Source organism: Curtobacterium sp. L3-7 (assembly GCF_048756585.1).
Taxonomy (GTDB): Bacteria; Actinomycetota; Actinomycetes; order Actinomycetales; family Microbacteriaceae; genus Curtobacterium.
This window is the reverse complement of sequence record NZ_CP151474.1, coordinates 370,277-387,228: the sequence shown is the minus strand read 5'-3', so window position 1 is coordinate 387,228 and position 16,952 is coordinate 370,277. Positions and strand designations below refer to the sequence as shown.

Genomic DNA, 16,952 nt, shown 5'->3' with positions numbered 1-16,952 from the left:
GGAACCATGCAGTACCGCACCCTCGGCAAGACCGGGATCCAGGTCAGCCCCTTCGCACTCGGCGCGATGATGCTCGGCACCGACGGCCGGATCGGCAACGGCGACGAGCAGGACTCCATCCGCATCGTCCACCGTGCGCTCGACGCCGGTATCAACATCATCGACACGGCCGACCGCTACTCACAGGGCGGCTCCGAGGAACTCGTCGGCAAGGCGCTCAAGGGCCGTCGCGACGACGTCGTCCTCGCCACGAAGTTCCACGGTCCGATGGGCGACGACCCGAACCGCCGCGGCAACTCCCGCCGGTGGATCATGCGCGCCGTCGAGGACTCGCTCCGCCGTCTGCAGACCGACCACATCGACCTCTACCAGGCGCACCGCCCGGACGACACGGTCGACATCGAGGAGACGCTGTCCGCCCTGACCGACCTGGTCCGGAGCGGCAAGGTCCGCGCGATCGGCAGTTCCGACTTCCCCGCGTCGATGCAGGTCGAGGCGCAGTGGACGTCCGAGCGTCGCGGCCTCGAGCGCTTCCGTACGGAGCAGCCGACCTACTCGATCCTCAACCGCGGCATCGAGCGCGAAGTCCTCCCCACCGCCCAGCGCTACGGCATGGGCACCCTGGTGTGGAGTCCGCTCGCCGGGGGCATGCTCACCGGCCGTTTCCGGAAGGGCCAGGAGAGCGACCTCGCGCGCGTCGGGATGTTCCGGCACAACCAGGACGAACGACGCATCGACGCCGTCGAGCAGGTCGTCGCCCTGTCCGAGGAGACCGGCATCCCGATGACCCACCTCGCGATGGCGTTCGCGATCGCGCACCCTGGTGTGACGAGCGCGCTCATCGGACCGCGATCGATCGAACAGCTCGACGACCTGCTCGCCGGTGCCGACGTGGCGCTCTCGGACGAGGTCCTCGACCGCATCGACGCGATCGTCCCGCCGGGCACCGACGTCGGTCGCCTCGACCAGCAGTACAACCCGCCGGCCGTCCTGCAGCCGACGCTCCGTCGTCGCTCGCTCCGGGATCGCTCCGCGTCCGCTTGACGCGCGTCCGCAACGAGCGACGGCGTCGCTGTCGTACGACAGCGAGCCTGTCGCAAGGAGGCGCGTGCAACCGTTGCGTCCGCAAGCAACGACAGGACCGTCGTCGTACGACAGGGACTCTGTCGTTCTGGGTCGGGTCGGGCGGGCGGGCTCGCGTCTGCCGGACGGGAGGCTCGGCTCGTGTCCGGCACCGAGCCTCCCGTCCGGCGCGGGGCGCGACCAATGCCCGGTGCGCGTCGTTCGGACCGTTGCGTCCGCAACGAACGACAGCGTCGCTGTCGTGCGACAGCGATCCTGTCGCAAGGAGGCGCGTGCAACCGTTGCGTCCGCAAGCAACGACAGCGTCGCTGTCGTACGACAACGAGCCTGTCGTTCCGAGTCGGCCCCCGCGACTCAGTTTCGGCGGCCCCTGCTCAGGTCTGGCAGCGCGGGCACCAGTACGTGTCGCGCAGGGTGAGCTCGGAATCGCCGAGCTCCCCGGCGCGGATCGGCGTCCGGCACCGCAGACAGGGCTTGCCGCGGCGGTTGTACACCCAGAACCGCGACCCCGGCCGATCGACGCCGGTCGTCACCCGCGCGCTGCGATCACGGTTCATCACGATGAGCCGGCGTGCCAGGTCGATCATCCGCGCCGTGTCGTGCACCTCGCCGACGGGACGCGTCGGCAGCACCCCGCGGAGGAAGCAGAGCTCGTTCCGGTAGACGTTGCCGAGCCCCGCGAGCACGCGCTGGTCGAGCAGCGCGAGTCCGACCGGGCGTGCCGGATCGGCGGTGAGGTTCTCCTCCGCGAGCCCGGCGTCCCAGTCGGGCCCGAGCAGGTCGGGTCCGAGGTACCCGACGATCTCGGACTCCTGGTCGCGTGGGACGACCTCGAGGACACCGAGCGCGAAGCCGACCGTCGACACGTCGTCCGCGTCGAGGACCGCCCGGGCCTGGTGCGCCGGTCGACGCCAGCGGTCGCCGGGGGCGTAGACGTCCCACCGCCCCTCCATCTTGAGGTGCGAGTGCACGGTCAGGTCACCGATGCGGTGCAGGATGTGCTTCCCGCGCGGGACCACCTCGTCGACGGTGCGCCCGACGAGGTCGAGCGTGGCGAACGCCGGCACCCGGAAGTCACTGCGCGTCAGGACCTTGCCGGCGAGCGCGGCGTGCAGTCGACCGGCGGCACGGAAGACGGTGTCACCCTCAGGCACGGAGCCGGACCCCCTGCGGTGTCGCCGTGAACCCTGCGGCGCGGAGTGCCTCGCCGAGCGGGGCCTCGAGCACGAAGACGCCGTCGACCCGCTCGACGGAGAGCTTGCCGAGACCGCTCCGCACCGCGCCCGCGACGGCGGTGGCAGCTGCGGCGAGGTCGGCCGGGTCCTCGGTGAAGGTCAGCACGGACTTGCCGCCGCGCTCGACGTAGACCGCGAGTTCGCCGTCGATGAGCACCACGAGCGCACCCGCCTTGCGACCGGGGCGGTGCCCGCGGGACCTCGGCTCGGCCGTCGTCGCGACGGGTCCGTCGTCGGGATCCGCTTCGGTCGGCCACGGCAGCGCCGCCCCGTACGGGTTCGCGGGGTCGGTCGCTGCCAGCACCAGGGCCGTCCGTGCGCGGTCCGGGTTCGCGCGTTCGTCGTCGTCGAGGTCCCTGGCGAACGTGCGGAGCCGGTCGACCGTCGGGCTCGTCGCGAACTGCGCTGCCCCGAGCCCCTCGATGAAGTACCCGCGCCGTGCACGACCCGACTCCTCGAAGCGCGAGAGCACCCGGTACACGCCGGCGAACCCGCCGCGGACGCCCTCGACCTGCACGGCGCCGCGGGTCACGACGCCGTACCGTTCGAGCAGCTGCTCCGCGGTCGCCGCTGCCCGCACGGTCGCGTCCGCCTCGGCCAGGGGCAGGAGCGACCACCGGCCGCCGACACTGGGCGGCCCGGACTGCGACGGCATCGTCGGACGGCGACGCCCGCGGTACGCCCTGGTCCGCGGCGCAGCACTCGACCGCGCCTTGCCGCCGAGCATCGCGCGGAGCGGGGCGAACGTGTCGTTCGTGATCTGCCCGGCCCACACGAGGTCCCACAGCGCGGTCGTGAGCGCCTGGTCGTCGGTGCTGCCGACGGCCTGCCCGAGCTGCCGGAAGAAGTACGCGCCACCGCCGGCGAGGGCGCCGAGCACGTCGCGCTGCAGTTCGGTCGTCTCGTCGCCAGCCGGCTCGGCGAGGGTGGTCGGAGCCGTGTCGGCGAGGTGGAGGCGGATCCAGCCGTCGTTCCCGGGCAGGGTGCCGCCACCGGACCACAGGACCTCTCCCGTGGCGGTGAGCTCGTCGAGCATGCTCGGGGCGTAGTCGGAGACCCGAGCGGGCAGCACCAGGGCCTCCCAGGCACTGGCGGGCAGGGCGACCCCGGCGAGCTGGTCGACGACCTGCAGCACGCCGTCGATCCCGCGCAGGCCCCCGCGGACGCCTGGTGCCTGGACGTGCTGCCACGCGGGCAGGAACCGGCCGAGGGTGTCCGGGGAGACCGGTTCGACCTCGTGCCGGAGCGCTGCGAGCGACCGTGTGCGGATGCGCCGCAGGACCTCGGCATCGCACCACTCGGCGCCCCGACGGTCCGGGCGGAACTCGCCCTCTACCAGACGCCGGTCCGCGACGAGCCGACGCAGGGTGTCCTGGACGACGGCGACGCCGAGCCCGAGGCGCGTCGCGGCGTCCTGTGCGGCGAAGGGGCCGTGCGACCGGGCGTACCGGCCGACGAGGTCACCGAGGGGATCGGCCACCGGCTCGATGAAGGCGGTGGGGACGCCGATGGGCAGCGGGACGCCGAGGGCGTCGCGGAGCCGGGCGGCGTCCTCGATGACGGCCCAACGTGTGGACCCCGCGTGCGAGAACGACAGCACGCGGCGATCGCGTTCGAGCGATTCGAGGGTCGTCCGGACGGTCGCCCGAGCCGCGTCGCGGTCGTCCGAGGAAGCCACCCAGCTGCGGTCGACGGCCTCGTCGAGGTCGAGCGCGCCCACGAGTCGGAGCACGTCGACCAGCCCCTCGGCGTCGCGTGCTCGACGGTCGGGGGAGAGCCGCTGCAGGTCCTGCTCGGTGGAGGCGATGACGGCCGGGTCGAGGAGCTCGCGGAGCTCGGCCCGCCCGAGCAGCTCCCCGAGCAGTGTCGAGTCGAGCGACAGGGCCGCCGCGCGACGCTCGGCGAGCGGGGTGTCGCCCTCGTACATGAAGGCAGCGACGTACCCGAACAGCAGCGAGCGGGCGAAGGGCGACGGCTGCTCGGTCTCGCTCTCGACCAGGCGGATCTTCCGGCGGGCGATCTCGTCCGCGATGCCGAGCAGGGACGGCACGTCGTAGACGTCCTGCAGGACTTCGCGCACGGTCTCGAGCACGATCGGGAACGACGGGTACTTCTGTGCGACCTCGAGCAGCTGCGATGCCCGCTGCCGTTGCTGCCACAGCGGCGAACGCTGGCCCGGGTTGCGGCGCGGGAGCAGCAGCGCACGAGCGGCACACTCGCGGAATCGCGCGGCGAACAGTGCAGAGCCGCCGACCTCGTCGGTGACGAGCGCTTCGAGGTCGTCCCGCTCGAAGATGAACAGGTCCGCGCCCGGCGGCTCGGCGTCCGTCTCGGGGATCCGCACGACGATGCCGTCGTCCGCCGCCATCGCGTCGCCGTCGATGCCGTGGCGTTCGCGGAGGCGTGCTGCGACGGCGAGGGCCCACGGGGCGTGCACCTGCATGCCGTACGGCGAGTGCAGGATGAGCCGCCAGTCGCCGAGTTCGTCACGGAACCGCTCGACGACGAGCGTGGTGTCGTTCGGGACGTGGCCGGTGGTCTCGCGCTGTTCGCGGAGGAACGTCAGCAGGTTGGTGATCGCGCGCTCGTCGAGCCCACCGGCGGCGACGCGGGCGCGGGCGTCGGCGTCGGAGGCGCCCTCGACCTCTCGGATGAAGGCGCCGGTGGCACGTCCGAGCTCGGCTGGCCGGCCGATGCCGTCGCCCTTCCAGAACGGGACCCGCCCCGGCTGCCCGAACGCCGGACTGACGATCACCCGGTCGTGGGTGATCTCCTCGATGCGCCAGCTCGTGGCCCCGAGCGCGAAGACGTCCCCGACACGGGACTCGTAGACCATCTCCTCGTCGAGCTCGCCGACGCGGGACGCCCGCTCCCCGACCATGAACACGCCGAACATGCCGCGGTCCGGGATGGTGCCGCCGCTCGTCACCGCGAGTCGCTGGGCACCTGGCCGACCGGTCAGCGTGCCGTGCACCCGGTCCCAGACCAGGCGTGGGCGGAGCTCGGCGAACTCGTCACTCGGGTACCGGCCGGTGATGAGGTCGAGCGTGGCTTCGAACGCCGAGCGCGGCAGGCCGCTGAACGGCGCGCTCCGCCTGATGAGCTCGAACCAGTGCTCGACGTCGAGGGTGTCGACGGACCCGGCGGCGACGGTGTGCTGCGCGAGGACGTCGAGCGGGTTCGCGGGCACGGAGATCGACTCGATCTGCCCCGACACCATGCGCTCGACCGTGACCGCGCTGTGCACGAGGTCCGCCCGGTGCTTCGGGAACAGCACCCCTCGGGAGATCTCGCCCACCTGGTGGCCGGCTCGACCGACGCGCTGCAGTCCGCTGGCGACCGACGGCGGTGCCTCGACCTGGACGACGAGGTCGACCTCGCCCATGTCGATGCCGAGTTCGAGTGAGCTGGTGGCGACCACGCACCGGAGTCGTCCGGACTTCAGGTCGTCCTCGATGATGGCGCGCTGGTCCTTGGACACGGAGCCGTGGTGCGCGCGTGCCAGGACGGGCACCGACGGGTCGGATCCGCCGCCGTCGGTCTGCCCGGACTGACCGATCACCTGGGCGGGCGGACGCTTCGGCTGGGCGACCGGCGCGTGCGCCGAAGCTCGGGCCGGTGACTGCGGCCGGGAAGCCCCCGCAGCCACGAGCGCAGCGTCGTCGGCAGATGCACCGAGCACCCGTTCCTCGTGGATCTCGTTGAGCCGCGCGGTCAACCGCTCGGCGAGCCGCCGGGAGTTCGCGAACACGATCGTCGACCGGTGTTCCTCGATCAGGTCGACCACACGTTCTTCGACGTGCGGCCAGATCGACCCGTTCGTCGGGGCGTCCGACGCGTCGGCTCCGACCGGGGGCGCCCCGAGCTCGGACATGTCGTCGACGGGCACGACCACCCGCAGGTCGAACGTCTTCTGCGCGGGCGGCGCGATGATCTCCACCGGAGCGCGTCCGCCGAGGAACCGCGCGACCTCTTCGGCCGGGCGCACCGTGGCCGACAGGCCGATCCGCTGCACCGGCTTGTCGAGCAGGTCGTCGAGCCGTTCGAGGGACACCGCGAGGTGCGCCCCGCGCTTGGTGGAGGCGACGGCGTGGACCTCGTCGACGATGACGGTGTCGACGTTCACCAGGGTCTCGCGCGCCTGCGACGTCAGCATCAGGTACAGCGACTCCGGCGTCGTGATGAGGATGTCCGGCGGCTGCCGCAGGAGCTTCTGCCGGTCGGACGACGGCGTGTCCCCGCTCCGGACGCCCACCGTGACGTCCGGTGGTTCGAGCCCGAGGCGACGAGCGGTCTGCGTGATGCCGACGAGCGGACTGCGGAGGTTCCGCTCGACGTCGACACCCAGGGCCTTCAGCGGGGAGACGTAGAGCACTCGCGTGCGCTGCTTGGCCGGCGGGTGCTCCGTCGAGCTGATCAGTCGGTCGATCGACCAGAGGAACGACGCCAGCGTCTTGCCGGACCCGGTCGGCGCCACCACCAGCGCGTGCCGGCCGGTCGAGATCGCGTCCCACGCGCCGGACTGCGCCGCGGTGGGGGCGGAGAACGCGCCACGGAACCACTCCGCGGTCGCGGGGGAGAAGCGCTCGAGCACGTCCGTCATGGTCCGTCCCATCCTGCCCGCGACCCCCGACAACCGACCCAACGAGAAGAAGTGCTTGACAGGGCGAAAGTTACCGATCTATCGTTAACACATCGCGATACGAACGGAACAGTTCGGAAGCGCGAGCCAACTTCGAACACGAACGCAGGAAGGAGTCACTCATGCGCACCATGGATGACTACGACAACAACGACAACGGCCGCCAGCAGCGCGGCTTCGGACCGCGCGGCCCCCGCTTCGGCGGCGCGCGGCAGCACCACGGCGCCGGCTTCCCCGGCCGCGACCGCGGTGACCACGGTGGACGCGGCGGCTTCGGCCGTGGCGGGTTCGGTCCCGGCATGGGCTTCGGCCCGGGCATGGGTCCCGGGATGGGCTTCGGCGGCCCGGGCTTCGGCCGTGAGCGTCGCCGCCGCGGTGACGTCCGCCTCGCGATCCTCGGCCTGCTGGCCGAGGGCCCGCAGAACGGCTACGCGATCATCAAGACGATCGCCGAGCGCACCGGCGGCGCCTGGAAGCCGAGCCCTGGCTCGGTCTACCCGACGCTCCAGCAGCTCGTCGACGAGGACCTCGTCGTCTCGACGGGTGACGGCCGCAAGACGCTCTTCGAGCTCACGGACGCCGGCAAGGCCGAGGCAGAGGCGAAGGCCGACGAGATCGCCGCGGCGTGGGACTCCACGCCCGGTGTCCCGGACGCGCAGCGCGAGTTCTTCGAGTCGCTCCGCAAGACGATGGGCGTGCTGCACATGTACCGCACCAGCGCGACTGAGGAGCAGACCAAGGCGGCAGCCGCCAAGGTCGACCAGCTCCGCAAGGACCTCCTGCAGATCCTCGCCGACTAGCGACGCGACACCACAGGGACGGGAGGCCCGGTGCCAGCTGGCACCGGGCCTCCCGTCCGTGCGCGGGTCAGGAACCGATGAAGGCGGCCACGTCCGCCAGTTCCGCCGCCGACACCGCGTGTGGCAGGCCCTCGTAGGTTCGGTCGGTCACGTCGGTGTGCGCCGCTGCCCAGGCCGCCGTGCGCGCGGTGGCCTCGCCGGGGATGACCGGATCGAGGTCGCCGTGCCCGAGGAAGACCCGCGGGCGCACCGCCGCGACGGCCTCGTCACGGGAGTCGGTGCCACCGGGAACCACGAACCCGGACAACGACACGGCGAACGCGAAGCCCGCCGGCCGTGCGCGCAGGAGCTGCAGCGCCATCGACCCGCCCTGCGAGAACCCGAGCAGCCCGATCCGCGGGTGGTCGGCCGCGACGGCGTCGATCCAGTCGAGGACGCCGTCCACCGCGGCGTCGACGGGCTCGAGCGCGGGCGACCCAGGCGTGCCGAGCGGGTACCAGCTGTAGCCGGGCCCCCATGCCGTCGGCGCCCGCAGCGACGCGATCGTCCACGCCGGCGGCAGCGCGGGCGCGAGCCCGAGGAGGTCCCGCTCGTTCGACCCCACCCCGTGCAGCAGGACGAGCAGGGGTGTACCGGCGCGTTCGCCGGCCGGACGGGTCCACTGGACGGCGCTCTGGTCGATCATGCTGCCGACAATAGTTGACGCATCAACCATCCCCAACCCCGTGGTCTTGCACGTGCTTCGCCCCGGTCCCTGGTAGACACGGTGCATGGCCTCGTTGCGCACCCCCGACCCCGACTCCGGCTGGCTGTCCGACGAGGAGCTCGCGATGGTCCGCCGTCGCCTGCCGATCTGCTACGTCGAGGCGATCCCCGTCCGCACCGACGGCCTCGGCGTCGTGACCGAGGTCGGCGTGCTGCTCCGCGTCGCCCCGAGCGGCTCCATCGCCCGCACCCTGGTGTCCGGACGCGTGATGTTCGGCGAGTCGATCCGCACCGCGCTGTTCCGGCACCTCGAGAAGGACCTCGGGCCGATGGCCTTCCCGCAGCTGCCGTCGAACCCGGCGCCGTTCACGGTGGCGGAGTACTTCCCGCTGCCCGGCGCCTCGGTGTACACCGACGAGCGCCAGCACGCGATCTCCCTGGCGTACGTCGTCCCCGTCACCGGCACGTGCGAGCCGCGTCAGGACGCGCTCGAGCTGACGTGGATGAGCCCGATGGAAGCGGCGTCGGCCGCGGTCTCCGACGAGATGGAAGGCGGCCGTGGTGCACTCATGCGCGCCGGTCTCGCCTCCGTCGGTGCGCTGCTGTAACGACCCCCGGACACGACGAAGCCCCCGCGATCCGTATGGGATCGGGGGGCTTCGCAGTGCGGTCTGTGCGACCGACTTGGTCTTACTTGTTGTCCTTGAAGCTGTCGGCAACGCCGTGCGCGGCGTCCTTGACGTCGGTCGCGCCCTGCTTCGCCGAGGCCTTCGCCTGGTCGGTCTGGCCTTCGGCCTTGAGACGGTCGTTGTCCGTCACGTTCCCGACGGCTTCCTTGGCCTTGCCTGCTGCCTTCTCGGCAGCGTTCTTGATGTCATCGATGCCAGCCATAGGCGGCTCCTTCCGTCGGTGGACAGGTCAACCGGGTGACACTCGCGTGCCCTCCGGTGCCCCAGAAGCTACACCTGACGGGACATCCGCTCGCAGGGAGCGTTGAGGTTGTCCCCCTGGCGTCAGCGCGCGGAGCCGGCCGGACGCGAGGCCCGACGCGAACCGCCACGACGGTTGCCGCCGGACTCCGAACCCGAGCGACCGGCAGCGTAGCCACCGTCCGACGACCAGACCGGAGCCGAGCCACCGCGGACGGTGTCGCTCGACGCACGACGGCTCCCGCCGCCGCGGCGCTGCCCACCCGCCGACGCGGTGTCAGCGGAGCGACCGCCGCGACCAGCGGACGCGGCGTCCGCGGAACGGCCGCCACGACGTGCACCCGAGCTGCTGGAAGCCGAGCCGGACTGCGCGGCCGGGGCCGAGCCTCCCGTCCGCCCACCGCGACCACGGCCGCGACCGCGACCCTGACCTGCGGACTCGGACGAGGCGGACTGCTGGCGACGCGGCTGCTGCTGCTGGACCGGGGCCTCGGCCACGTGGCGGATCGGGGCGATCTCACCGACGAGCTCGGCAACCGGTGCGGAGTTCGCGCTGACCTGCTGCGGCTTGGCGGTGATCGCGGCCTTGCGCATCATCTGCGCGACGTCGCGACGCTCTGCCGGCATGACGACCGTGACGACGTCACCGGACGAACCGGCACGAGCGGTACGGCCCGAGCGGTGCAGGTACGCCTTGTGCTCGGTCGGCGGGTCGACGTGCACGACGAGCTCGACGTTGTCGACGTGCACACCGCGGGCGGCGACGTCGGTGGCGACGAGCACGAGGGCCTCGCCGGCGGAGAACTTCGCGAGGTTCCGCTCACGAGCACCCTGCGACAGGTTGCCCTGCAGGTCGACCGCGGGGATGCCCTGGGACGAGAGCTGCTTCGCGAGGCGCTTGGCGTGGTGCTTCGTGCGCATGAAGAGGATGCGGCGACCGGTGCCGGAGGCGAGGGTCCGGACGAGGTCCTTCTTCGCGTCGGCGTCGGCGACCTCGAACACGTGGTGGGTCATCGCCTCGACGGGGCTGGACTCGTCGTCGACGGAGTGCATGACCGGGTTGTGCAGGAACTTCTTGACGAGCTTGTCCACGCCGTTGTCGAGCGTGGCGGAGAACAGCAGGCGCTGTCCCTGCTCGGGCGTCGCCTGCATGATCTTCGTCACGCCGGGCAGGAAGCCCATGTCGGCCATGTGGTCGGCCTCGTCGAGGACGGTGACCTCGATCGCGTCGAGCGACACGTGGCCCTGCTGCATGAGGTCGGCGAGGCGACCGGGGCAGGCGACGACGACGTCGACGCCACCGCGGAGCGCGTCGACCTGACGGCCCTGCGAGACGCCGCCGAAGATCGTCGTCGTGTTCAGGCCCATCGCCTTGGCGAGCGGGGCGAGCGTCGCGTCGATCTGCGTCGCGAGCTCACGCGTCGGGGCGAGGACGAGGGCGCGGGGGCGGCCGGCGCGGCGCTTGCGCGGGTTGGCGGCGAGGCGTGCGGCGAGGGGGATCGCGAAGGCGATCGTCTTGCCGGAGCCGGTGCGGCCACGACCGAGCACGTCCTTGCCGTTGAGGGAGTCGGGGAGGGTGTCCACCTGGATCGGGAAGGCGGTCTCCTTGCCCTGGGCGACGAGCACGTCGACCATCGGGGTCGGGACGCCGAGATCGGCGAAGCGGACGTCAGCAGTGGGGTTGGTCATGGTGACCTTTCGGGCCGTTGCCGGCCGTGGTGCGCGCTCGGATCAGCGCGCGGGCGGGAGCATGTCCGCGTGCCGGCGCTCGCTCGGGAGCTGGTGCTCGGGAGTGGGCGCGGCGGTGCGGGCACTGTCGCCGCAGCAGAGAGCCTGGCACCGGTGTTCCGACCCGGACGGGTTCCGGGGGAGCGGTGGTGCGTGATACGCATCGGTCGAGTTCGACCGGGAGGTTTCGGGGGCGTCCGTACGACGCACGAGGCGATCGGCGCCTCGAGTACGACCCATCATAGCGGGTGGACCCGAAACCCGCTCGTGGGATGATCCGTGCATGCTGTCACGGACCCTGCTCATCGGTGCCGTCGTCGTGGGGACCCTGCTCGTGTCCGGTTGCGCGACCGTTTCGTCTCCGGCATCCGGGGGTCACGACTACACGAACCTGCCGACCTCGGGCGTCCCCGACTACCAGCTCGGTGGCGCGTACCGGCCGGCCGACGACGTGACGATCGTCGAGCGCGACAGCACCGCGCACCCCGCATCCGGCAAGTACAACGTCTGCTACGTCAACGGGTTCCAGACCCAGCCGGAGGACGCGTCGATGTGGAAGCGGTCGCACGCCGACGCCCTGCTGCGGGACGAGGACGGCGATCCGGTGTCCGACCCGGGGTGGCCGGACGAGATGCTCCTCGACACCAGGACGGCCGCCGCGCGCGACTCGATCGTGGCCGTGCTGACGAAGTCGATCGCCCGGTGCAGCGACCGCGGGTTCGACGCCGTCGAGTTCGACAACCTCGACTCGTGGACGCGGTCGCACGGTGCGCTCACCCGGTCGGGGAACCTCGCGCTGGCCTCGGCGCTCGTCGACGTCGCACATGCGCACGGGCTCGCCGCCGGGCAGAAGAACACCCCGCAGCTCGGGGCCTCCGGCAAGCGTGACACCGGGTTCGACTTCGTCGTCGCGGAGGAGTGCGTGAAGTACCGGGAGTGCGCCGCGTACACGAAGACCTACGGCGCGCGGGTCATCGACATCGAGTACTCGGACAACATCGGCCGGTCGTGGTCGTCGGTCTGCGACCTCGACGACCGCCCGGCGATGACGATCCTGCGTGACCGGGACCTGGTGCCCGTGTCGAAGCCGGCGTACGTGTTCGAGCGCTGCTGAGGGGCCGCCGCGCCTACGCGGGCCAGACGTCGCGGAGCGCCGCCGTCGCCTGGTCCGCCGACAACCCGGCCCCACGCGCGGCAGCCGCGAGCGCACGGGCCGCTGCGACGACGTCCTCCGGCACGGCCGCCGGTCGGATCACCCGGGTGCCTGCGCCCCGTGCGGTGTGCACGAGCCCGGTCTCCTCGAGCAGGGTGTAGGCCTTCGCGACCGTCCCCGGCGCCAGCCCGAGTTCGTCCGCGAGCGCCCGGACGCTCGGCAGCCGCTGCCCGTCCACCAGGTAGCCGGCCGTGATCTGGGCGGCGATCTGGGACCGCACCTGCTCGAACGGCGGGATCCGCCCTCCGGCGTCGATCGCCACGAGCCCGGTCGAAGACATCGCGCCCACCCTAGAAGTCGTACTGCTCGCCGACGGGGATCGCCACCGCGACCGTGTTGCCGGGAGGCGCGAGCGGGCACGCCCACGCCGGGTCGTACGCGCACGAGGGGTTGTACGCGAAGTTGAAGTCGAGCACGAGTTCGCCGTCGTCGCCGCCGAGGTCAGCGCCCTTGATCGTGTCGAGCAGGTAGCGTCCGCCGCCGTAGGTCCCGCGGGCCTTCCCGGCGCTGGCGTCCTTGACGGGGATGAACACCCCGCCCGCGTAGCCGCCGTGCGACCACACGTCGAGCGACCCGATGCCGGGCAGGGTCACGATGCCGAGCCGGTCGAAGTGCACGATGCCGTCCGTGCCGGTCTCGACGTCGAGCACCTGCGGCTCGGCCGACTCGACACGGGCCCGGAAGCGCCACTCCGGGTCGTACGGCGGGACCGGGAGCTCCTCGAAGTCGCGGGCGTCCTCGTCGAGCAGCGGGCTGGCCGGGTGCTCCGCGAACATCGCGTCGCGGGTCTCCCGCCACAGTGCGTGCGCCGTCTCGGGGTCGGGGGTGGCGCGCACGCGGCGGTACAGGTCGAACGTCATGCGCCGCCAGTCCACGGTCGCCAGCGTGCTGTGCACGCGGTCGTCGGTCGTCGGCTCCTGGGGGCGCGTCTGGCTCACGTGGTCGAGGCTACGCCCGCTCCGCGGCGGACGGGAGGCTCGGCTCGATTCCGTGCGGAGCGTTGCGTCAGGCAGGGGGCCAGGTCGGGGCCTGCTGCCGCATCCGCAGTGCACGCCACTGCCAGATCACCCACATGCCCGGCCACAGTGCGAGACCGAGCGCCCACGGGTGCATCCGGTAGTCGAGCCGGTCGACGAACAGCGTCGTCCCGTCCGGGAGCTCCGTCACGGCCATCCGGTGCCGCATGTCCATACGGGCGAACACGCCGCTCGTCCCGCCGCCGTTGTCGCGCTGCACGGGGACGCCGTCCACCGCGTACCGGTCGATGTCCACGTGGCTCGTCCCGCTCGGCAGCAGCCCGAAGGCGCTCGCGGCGATCGGGTGCGGTTGGCCCGGCGTCCACCGCGACGGGAACCCGTCGGGATCGAGCGAGCGGTAGACCAGGAACGGCTTGGTGACACCGACCATCACCTCCGGCGCCATGAGGGCATCACGGACGACGTCGACAGGGGCGTCGAGGACCAGGCGGAGACCCACGTGCATACGCGTGACCGTACCGAGGTGACCACTCAGCCGTTACAGATACTTGATATTCCAATATGTGAGTATGCACAGATTCCCTCGTTCCGCCCCGTCCCTCGTCGCCGTCCCCGCGGCGCTGCTCCTGCTCGCCGGGTGCTCGTCGTCCTCCCAACCCGATGTCGCCGATGCCCACGGCGGGGACCCCGGCTCGTCCTGGTCGTACACCGGTGACGAGGGGCCGTCGCACTGGGGTGCTCTGGCATCGGAGTACGGCACGTGCTCCTCCGGCGAGGGGCAGTCGCCGATCGACCTGCCCGCTCCGAAGCGCGGCGCGGCACTCGACCTCCAGGCGTCCGGCTCGGTCGAGGGCATCACGGCCGACAACGGGCACACCGTGCAGTTCACGGCCGCCGACGGCGCGCGCACCCGGATCGGCGGCGACGACCTGCACCTCGTGCAGCTGCACTTCCACGCCGGTTCCGAGCACACCGTCGAGGGTGAGGCCGCCGACGCCGAGTTCCACTTCGTCCACGCGGACGAGGGCGGGGCGCTCACGGTCGTCGGGGTCCTGGCCGATCGAGGTGCGCACAACCCCGCGTACGACAGCTTCGTCGCGGGGGCCACGGCGGGCGCTGGGCGGGAGAGCACGGTCGACCTCGACGCGATGCTGCCCGAGGCGCGGTCGCACTACCGGTACGACGGTTCCCTCACCACGCCGCCGTGCAGCGAGGGCGTCCGCTGGATCGTGCTCGAGGACCGGATCGAGCTCGGCGCCGACCAGCTCGCGGACCTCGAGGCCGCGCACGTCGAGAACGTCCGCCCCGTCCAGCCCCTCGGTGACCGGACGGTCGACCATTCGCTCGCCTGACGCCCGTGCCGAGCGATCCCGCGCCGCTGAGTCGAGACACAGGAAGGAGCTCAACGACCCGGCCGACCATCAGATATGCAACATGCAGAATGGCTCGATGACCCCAACACATCGGAGCCTCGCCGCGGCCGGGCTGACCCTCGCTGTCCTCGGCACGCTGACCGCGTGCAGTGCGGCGTCCACGACGACGGCGCACGGCACGCTCGGTCCCTCCGCCACCAGCAGCCCGGCGCACTGGGCCTACGACGGCACCGACGACCCGGCGCACTGGGCCTCCGTGTCCGACGACTACCGCACGTGCGCCGCCGGGAAGGCGCAGTCGCCCATCGACCTCCCGGCGCTCGGCCACGACGCCCCGCTCGACCTCGACGTGGAGAAGGGCGAGGTCACCGAGACCACCGCCGACAACGGCCACACCGTGCAGCTCACCGCCGGCTCAGGCGAGACGACCGTCATCGACGGCACCGCCTACCACCTGCAGCAGATGCACTTCCACGCTCCGTCCGAGCACACCGTCGAGGGCAAGCGGTACCCGGTCGAGTTGCACTTCGTCCACGCCGACGCGAAGGGCCACCTCGCGGTCGTCGCGGTCTTCGCCGAGGCGGGCGCGCACGACGCCGCGTTCGACCCCTACATCGCCGGAGCGGCCGATGGGGAGACCTCCGCCAGGGGCCACGTCGTCGACGTCGCGGCGATGCTGCCCACCAACCGCGCGTACTGGGCCTACGACGGGTCGCTCACGACGCCGCCCTGCACCGAAGGCGTGCACTGGGTGGTCCTCGCGACGCCGATCGAGCTCGGCCAGGACCAGATCGACGCACTCACGGCCGTCCACCACGACAACGACCGCCCCACGCAGCCGCTCGACGGCCGCACGGTACGCAGCAGCACTGAGTAGTTCAGGCGTGCCGGGCGGAACGGCGACGCGAGCCCTCTGCCCGGTCGTGGCGCCGGAGCCGCTCGGCCAGGGAGAGTCGTACCGTCGGCCATTCCGACGACGTGATGGAGAACACCACGGTGTCGCGGAGCGTGCCGTCCCGGCCGATCTGGTGGTTCCGGAGCACACCGTCCTGCTTGGCGCCGAGGCCCGCGATCGCCGCGCGGGACTGCATGTTGTGCCAGTGCGTCCGGAACTCCACCGCGATGCACTGCCACACGTCGAACGCGTGGGACAGCATCAGGAGCTTCGACTCGGTGTTGATCCCGGTGCGCTGCGAGGACTTCGCCAGGAACGTCGACCCGATCTCGACCCGGCGGTTCGCCGTGTCGACGTTCATGAACGTGGTCGACCCGACCACGCGTCCGGTCGGCCGGTCACGCACCGCGAACGGCACCATCCGGCCAGCAGCGTGTTCCGCGAGACGCCGGTCGATCTCGTCGTCGACCTGCGCCGGCGCCGGGATCGAGGAGTACCACGTGCGCCACAGATCGCCGTCGGCGACCGCCGCCCGGAGGTCGTCCGCGTGCTCGTGCGCGATGGGTTCGAGCGTGACGCGGTCGCCGGTCAGGGTGGGTGCGGGGGCGATCTCCATGGGACTCGATCGTACCGTCGGGCATCTTCGTGAACGGCTCCGAGTGGGCGCCCTGTGGAAAGGGACAGGCGCTCCACAGCCGTTATCGTGACGGGGTGCGTGAACGAGGCCAGCAGCAGTACCAGGTCCGATTCGGATGGGGCGTCTCGGGCGCCCACCGCGTCGCCGTGGGAGCGCACCTGATCGTCTGGGTGGACGTCCTCCCCGCCGGTCCGGGCACCGTCGGACCGGATCGTGCCGACCACCGGGCGGTGCGCCGCCTCCTGCCGGCGGGGCCCGAGGTGGTGGCCGGCCACCTCGGCAACGCGGCGGCGATCGCGGAACGGGTGACGAGCCTCCAGGCCGAGCGTGGTGACCGGTGCGTCGTCGCGGTGATCGCCGCCGGGCTGGACCACGCGCCGTCCGGTGGCGACGCCGCCGAAGCCGCAGGCGAGTCGGTCGACGTGCCCGATGCGCCGGACTTCGCCGTCGAGGACATGCTCGGCGCCGGCGCCGTGATCGACGCGCTGTCCGTCGTCGGGATCGACCACTCCTCGCCGGAGGCCGCTGCCGCGTGCGCCGCGTACACGGGGCTGCGGCGGGCCGTGAAGCACCTCGTCAGTGCCTCGGAAGCGGCTCGCGGCATCGGACCGGAGCAGGTGCACGCGGCGCTCGCCGCCGGGCCGGAGCTCGTGACGATCCGCCCGGGGGAACACAAGGCGCGCGCGTAGCGTTCCGGACGGGTGAGCACACCGCTCACCAACGAAGGAGCGCACC

The 16,952-nt window shown here is 72.0% G+C and carries 16 protein-coding genes; 7 read left to right on the top strand and 9 right to left on the bottom strand.

The window, feature by feature from the left end:
• Positions 1-6 precede the first annotated feature (6 nt).
• On the top strand, positions 7-1,044 hold the full coding sequence (locus AAEP80_RS01845; protein WP_420365725.1) for an aldo/keto reductase: 1,038 nt from the start codon (positions 7-9) through the stop codon (positions 1,042-1,044).
• 413 nt (positions 1,045-1,457) lie between these two features.
• On the opposite strand, the gene AAEP80_RS01840 is transcribed toward AAEP80_RS01845, so the two are convergent.
• Complete coding sequence (locus AAEP80_RS01840; RefSeq protein WP_420365724.1) at positions 1,458-2,237, bottom strand: DNA-formamidopyrimidine glycosylase family protein; 780 nt, start codon at positions 2,235-2,237, stop codon at positions 1,458-1,460.
• A complete protein-coding gene (locus AAEP80_RS01835) occupies positions 2,230-6,921 on the bottom strand; it encodes an ATP-dependent helicase (protein WP_420365723.1) in 4,692 nt (1,563 codons plus the stop codon). Before AAEP80_RS01835 ends, AAEP80_RS01840 begins: the two co-directional genes overlap by 8 nt.
• 170 nt (positions 6,922-7,091) lie before the next feature.
• Here AAEP80_RS01835 and AAEP80_RS01830 point away from each other — a divergent pair, with 170 nt between their 5' ends.
• Positions 7,092-7,760: a PadR family transcriptional regulator gene (locus AAEP80_RS01830; protein WP_420366836.1), complete on the top strand. Its 669-nt coding sequence runs from the start codon at positions 7,092-7,094 to the stop codon at positions 7,758-7,760.
• A gap of 67 nt (positions 7,761-7,827) precedes the next feature.
• Here the strand turns inward: AAEP80_RS01830 and AAEP80_RS01825 are convergent, their stop codons facing one another.
• Positions 7,828-8,445: an alpha/beta hydrolase gene (locus AAEP80_RS01825; RefSeq protein WP_420365722.1), complete on the bottom strand. Its 618-nt coding sequence runs from the start codon at positions 8,443-8,445 to the stop codon at positions 7,828-7,830.
• A gap of 85 nt (positions 8,446-8,530) precedes the next feature.
• On the opposite strand from AAEP80_RS01825, the gene AAEP80_RS01820 reads away from it, so the two are divergent.
• On the top strand, positions 8,531-9,073 hold the full coding sequence (locus tag AAEP80_RS01820; protein ID WP_402727306.1) for an NUDIX hydrolase family protein: 543 nt from the start codon (positions 8,531-8,533) through the stop codon (positions 9,071-9,073).
• An 82-nt stretch (positions 9,074-9,155) separates the two neighbouring features.
• Here the strand turns inward: AAEP80_RS01820 and AAEP80_RS01815 are convergent, their stop codons facing one another.
• Both AAEP80_RS01815 and AAEP80_RS01810 read right to left on the bottom strand, forming a co-directional pair.
• The gene (locus tag AAEP80_RS01815; protein WP_111105972.1) at positions 9,156-9,356 is read right to left on the bottom strand and encodes a CsbD family protein; all 201 of its coding nucleotides are present in this window, start codon (positions 9,354-9,356) and stop codon (positions 9,156-9,158) included.
• 122 nt (positions 9,357-9,478) lie between these two features.
• Positions 9,479-11,083 carry a DEAD/DEAH box helicase gene (locus AAEP80_RS01810; RefSeq protein ID WP_420365721.1) on the bottom strand — a complete coding sequence of 535 codons (1,605 nt, stop codon included), beginning with the start codon at positions 11,081-11,083 and terminating at the stop codon, positions 9,479-9,481.
• A 322-nt stretch (positions 11,084-11,405) separates the two neighbouring features.
• Here AAEP80_RS01810 and AAEP80_RS01805 point away from each other — a divergent pair, with 322 nt between their 5' ends.
• Positions 11,406-12,236, top strand: a complete 831-nt coding sequence (locus AAEP80_RS01805) for an endo alpha-1,4 polygalactosaminidase (protein ID WP_420365720.1) — start codon at positions 11,406-11,408, stop codon at positions 12,234-12,236.
• 13 nt (positions 12,237-12,249) lie between these two features.
• Here AAEP80_RS01805 and AAEP80_RS01800 read toward each other — a convergent pair whose 3' ends face one another.
• The 3 genes from AAEP80_RS01800 to AAEP80_RS01790 form a co-directional block, all read right to left on the bottom strand.
• On the bottom strand, positions 12,250-12,615 hold the full coding sequence (locus AAEP80_RS01800) for a GntR family transcriptional regulator (protein WP_281266072.1): 366 nt from the start codon (positions 12,613-12,615) through the stop codon (positions 12,250-12,252).
• 10 nt (positions 12,616-12,625) lie between these two features.
• Positions 12,626-13,195, bottom strand: coding sequence for a DUF1684 domain-containing protein (locus tag AAEP80_RS01795; RefSeq protein ID WP_420366835.1), 570 nt, complete (start codon positions 13,193-13,195; stop codon positions 12,626-12,628).
• A gap of 145 nt (positions 13,196-13,340) precedes the next feature.
• Positions 13,341-13,817, bottom strand: coding sequence for a hypothetical protein (locus AAEP80_RS01790; RefSeq protein ID WP_420365719.1), 477 nt, complete (start codon positions 13,815-13,817; stop codon positions 13,341-13,343).
• 64 nt (positions 13,818-13,881) lie between these two features.
• On the opposite strand from AAEP80_RS01790, the gene AAEP80_RS01785 reads away from it, so the two are divergent.
• Positions 13,882-14,664 carry a carbonic anhydrase gene (locus AAEP80_RS01785; RefSeq protein WP_420365718.1) on the top strand — a complete coding sequence of 261 codons (783 nt, stop codon included), beginning with the start codon at positions 13,882-13,884 and terminating at the stop codon, positions 14,662-14,664.
• A 97-nt stretch (positions 14,665-14,761) separates the two neighbouring features.
• On the top strand, positions 14,762-15,562 hold the full coding sequence (locus AAEP80_RS01780) for a carbonic anhydrase (protein WP_420365717.1): 801 nt from the start codon (positions 14,762-14,764) through the stop codon (positions 15,560-15,562).
• Between the two features lies 1 nt (position 15,563).
• Here the strand turns inward: AAEP80_RS01780 and AAEP80_RS01775 are convergent, their stop codons facing one another.
• On the bottom strand, positions 15,564-16,196 hold the full coding sequence (locus AAEP80_RS01775; RefSeq protein ID WP_281266068.1) for a GNAT family N-acetyltransferase: 633 nt from the start codon (positions 16,194-16,196) through the stop codon (positions 15,564-15,566).
• Between the two features lie 95 nt (positions 16,197-16,291).
• Between AAEP80_RS01775 and AAEP80_RS01770 the strand changes: the two genes are divergently transcribed.
• A complete protein-coding gene (locus AAEP80_RS01770) occupies positions 16,292-16,906 on the top strand; it encodes a hypothetical protein (RefSeq protein ID WP_420365716.1) in 615 nt (204 codons plus the stop codon).
• Positions 16,907-16,952: the final 46 nt, after the last annotated feature.